The 3,421-nt window shown below is 61.2% G+C and carries 6 protein-coding genes; all 6 read right to left on the bottom strand.

Going from position 1 to position 3,421, the window contains the following annotated elements; all coding sequences use genetic code 11:
* Positions 1 to 763, bottom strand: a 763-nt coding sequence (locus tag HMPREF2537_RS00655) for a hypothetical protein (protein ID WP_070524733.1), incomplete at its 3' end; no start/stop codon positions are given.
* Between the two features lie 188 nt (positions 764 to 951).
* A complete protein-coding gene (locus HMPREF2537_RS00650; protein ID WP_070524731.1) occupies positions 952 to 1,263 on the bottom strand; it encodes a hypothetical protein in 312 nt (103 codons plus the stop codon).
* Complete coding sequence (locus HMPREF2537_RS00645; RefSeq protein ID WP_070524730.1) at positions 1,260 to 1,619, bottom strand: hypothetical protein; 360 nt, start codon at positions 1,617 to 1,619, stop codon at positions 1,260 to 1,262. The genes HMPREF2537_RS00650 and HMPREF2537_RS00645 overlap by 4 nt, the downstream gene beginning before the upstream one ends.
* A complete protein-coding gene (locus HMPREF2537_RS00640) occupies positions 1,619 to 1,999 on the bottom strand; it encodes a hypothetical protein (protein WP_070524728.1) in 381 nt (126 codons plus the stop codon). Before HMPREF2537_RS00640 ends, HMPREF2537_RS00645 begins: the two co-directional genes overlap by 1 nt.
* Before the next feature lie 769 nt (positions 2,000 to 2,768).
* A complete protein-coding gene (locus HMPREF2537_RS00635; RefSeq protein WP_070524726.1) occupies positions 2,769 to 3,125 on the bottom strand; it encodes a hypothetical protein in 357 nt (118 codons plus the stop codon).
* 66 nt (positions 3,126 to 3,191) lie between these two features.
* A partial coding sequence (locus HMPREF2537_RS12715; RefSeq protein WP_210383597.1) for a hypothetical protein occupies positions 3,192 to 3,421 on the bottom strand: 230 nt, incomplete at its 5' end.

Here is a 3,421-nt window from a genome sequence, read left to right as displayed (position 1 = left end):
CGACGCGCTCGAAAGCGGCGGGTCTAGCGCGGTAGCGAGCCGGGAGGTCGACGGGATACACATCCAGCCATGTCAGCAATTCCGAAAGCGGGGGCTGACCTGTGAATTCATCGAAAATAATCGAGTCTTGGCCGTCGTATGCGTCGAAAGCACCCGGCCCCCAGTGGGTCACCCTGCAGACCGACCCGAGACGGCTCAGCCCATCAATCGCAGCCCGCGTTTTTCCCGTGCCGGTATCGCCAAAAATCACCCTGACCTGTACATTTCGTGTCCCCGAGCTAAGCCGCGCGCGGTCACGTGCAGCGACCAGATCGGCCGTCATGCGGCCATGCCGCCAGGCCGTGACATCGCCCATCATCAAATCGTCCACCGTTTCGGCACCATCGAGGATTCGGGCACGCAAGCCGTCCAAATCAGATCGGTGTCCTTGACCAGGCCCCCGGTCAATGACGCCCTTCATCAGCGGCGGTTCGTCCTTTATCCGTGTATCCGCCTTTTGCACGTACGCGATGCATTTCGCGAGGTCACGGGCTTGTTCTAGGTGAGCTGTCGGCATTTTTCGGTGCAGAGTGCTGAACCTTATCGGCTCGTCGTGCACGACCAGGAGCTGCCAATGCAGATAGCCCGATTCCCCCCGCTCTAGCTGGCCTAAGTAGCTCGAATACGGCTTTAACGCCTCTTCGAGTTCCTCCCGCGTTAGCCCCTTTTCCCCCTCGGCCGGCACCGTGAGCATCCAGCGCCGCGCCCTATCGTCCTTGGACATAAAAAACCCTCTCTGACCTGCACAAACAGGCATTTCGTCACAAAGGTGGGCCTGTAGCACTAAGGCCCACCCGCGCGGCCCGCGTCGCGGGCCGGTTCGCGCGGGTGCTCGCTGTGCGGGGTGCTCGGCGCTTCGCGCCTTGCGCTCCCTGCTCGCTGCGCGCCGCGCTGCACAGCACCACAGCTGCGCTACGCCTTCGGCGGCGGGGCCGGTTCGCAGCTCACGCGGCCATTTCCTAGCGGCACGACCCGCACCGGCGCGCCCCAGTGAGCTTCGAGGTTTTTCACCACGGACTCGGGTACGCCCTGGTAAACACGGTGGTCAACGCGGAAAATAGCGCGGCGGGGGTCCATCGTCTCTAGCGTCAGGCCTGCCCTATCGAGCTTGCCGACGCTTTTAGCCAAGACGCTGCCGACCTCCGCCCTCTCCTTGTTTGGGAAATAGTCGTACGCTAACCACGCCAGGCCGATCACCACCATCAGAGCAAAAAATCCGGTCATCGTCTCCAGCCCTCCACCGTGTACACCAGGCCGATGGCCTCAGGCTGCGGGCGGAGGCCGGGGCGCATCACGACGAGCGCACGACGTGGTCCGGTCAAGCCGACATCTTTGAGCGCACGCCCGTCGCCGCCGTGGATCCGCGCCACTTCGAGCGCATCTAGCGGGCTGACGTGCTCAATCCAATCGATGACGGGCGTGGGCTGAGCTGGGAAAACCTGCACGCTCATGAGTACGCTGCCGTCCTCGTTGTCCTCGATGCGCTGCAGCTGCGCGACCAGATCAATACCGTGCACATCGCCCATGGGATGCACATCCTTTTCGCGCTTAGCGACGCTTGGAGCATGAAACAGGGCCATTATTTTTCACCCTCCTGCTGCGGCTGCTTTGCTTGCTGCTTGGGCGTCTCCAACCGGGCACCGGTCATGCTGCAGCCGATCTCACCTTTCGAAGCGAAAAGACGGGTCTCCACATCACCAGTGACCACGAATTCCGTGCCGATACGCAGCGTAGTCGGCTCGAAAAACTGTGTGACCTGCACTTTTCCGCCCTCGAAAACCTGGCCCAGCACAATCGGCGTGACCCCCTCGACCTCCCACAAGGGCCGTCCGTCTGCCCCTGTGCGCTGTGTATCCGTGAACCGCTTTTTCTCCTTGTCGTACTCGCGAACGGGCTTGCACTCGATCCGGACACGGGTGGCGACAGCCTCGCGGGCGTCAGGCAATTCTAGAGCTCTCATAGAGCACTCTCCTTTACATTATTTGCCCCGCACCTTGCGGGGTGATTTAAGAAAAGCGCTGGTCAGAAGCCTTTGCAATGTTGGAACAGTGTCTGGAACGCTGTCTGGAACAGTGTCTGGAACGCCTCCGCTGCAGGCCAGGACGCATGTGTGAGGGGCTTAGTTGTCCAGTCTGGAACACGGTCTGGAACCGGCGATTCCGCGCAGGCCAGGACGTACCCCGATGTGTGTTCTTTCTCACATTCTGTGTCTGGAACACGCTCTACCCCCGGCGTGGCAAACGAAAAGACCCCGGGGCAATGCCCTAGGGTCTTCTCTAGCAGTTAAATCAATATGAGCATACCACGTATGCCCGCGCTGTCGAGAGGGCACACCAGCGCGCCAGGGTCGAGCCTGGGAACCAAAACGCACCCCCCCGCCTCACACGCGGGCAGAGACCTGGGTTAGAGCCAGAGTCTTTTCGCGAGCGCGAGACCGCCAGGTGCTTCCCCGATGGGCGACCACGGGGCGCAAAGGAGTGCCGAACCTGGAGCCAACCCGCTGCAGCTGTCAATCTGCTTGAGACGCTGCCAAGAGTCCGCGCACATGCCGCCACTGTCCGGAGCTAATAACCCGGGCCACCTAAGCGACCGACCGACCGACCGACGGAAGAAAGTCCCTGCTAGTGCCCCTTTTTCACACATGGAGGCACGGCGCTCTCTCCGCTCCCTCCCTCAGGAAGGTCGGGGCGCTGCTGTGGGTTGCGGAGATTCGAACACACGTGACGCGATTAGCGAGATTGTTCGAGTCCTGCGCGTAGCAAATCAGCGACCAGAGCCTGGACGGGTACCCCGCGTGCGACGGCTTCCGCTTTCACCTCCTGGGCCAGAGCCTCGGGGATACGGGTGGTGAAGCTGACGAGCTGCGGCGGCTGCGGAGCGGGCGCGAGTGCCGCGATGAGCTGCACCAATCCGGCTTTCGGCATGTTTTTAGCACCAGGCGCGACGGCGGGGGCCAAATCCTCGAGTGCGTCCAGGAGCTGGGCGCGGGTGGGGTCGTCTCCCAGGCGCGCAGCGAGGTCAGGGCGGTCGGCGGTCAGCTCAGCGAGGGCGGCGGCGAATTCAGAGTGTTCTTTACGGGTTGCCATGATGTAAACATTACACGCATTACGTCAACATGTAAACATTACATTGCAATGTTTCCAATGGAATGTTTACATGCCACCGTTTGCAATGTTTACATCTTCTGTCAACTTCTTCATTACCTGGTCCTTATCCCAATAAGTCACCGTGACATTATCCCATGTACCGGCCCATTCCTCGACAACATCGAGGCGGCGTGCTAGGGCTGCCCGCTGAACTTTCGGCGCATGCGGGTACCAGTTCCACGGTCCTGCAACATTGGTGCAAATCACGACGCGCTCGAAAGCGGCGGGTCTAGCGC

Origin of the sequence: Corynebacterium sp. HMSC074E01, assembly GCF_001808885.1 — a bacterium.
Lineage (GTDB): Bacteria > Actinomycetota > Actinomycetes > Mycobacteriales > Mycobacteriaceae > Corynebacterium.
The sequence above is the reverse complement of the archived record's forward strand: the minus strand, read 5'-3'. Positions and strand labels throughout refer to the sequence as shown.

Excerpts from the sequence above, each read along its gene's own strand:
- HMPREF2537_RS00635 (WP_070524726.1), bottom strand. The coding sequence starts at position 3,125 with ATGGCAACCCGTAAAGAACACTCTGAATTCGCCGCCGCCCTCGCTGAG.
- HMPREF2537_RS00645 (WP_070524730.1), bottom strand. The coding sequence starts at position 1,619 with ATGGCCCTGTTTCATGCTCCAAGCGTCGCTAAGCGCGAAAAGGATGTG.
- HMPREF2537_RS00650 (WP_070524731.1), bottom strand. The coding sequence starts at position 1,263 with ATGACCGGATTTTTTGCTCTGATGGTGGTGATCGGCCTGGCGTGGTTA.
- HMPREF2537_RS00640 (WP_070524728.1), bottom strand. The coding sequence starts at position 1,999 with ATGAGAGCTCTAGAATTGCCTGACGCCCGCGAGGCTGTCGCCACCCGT.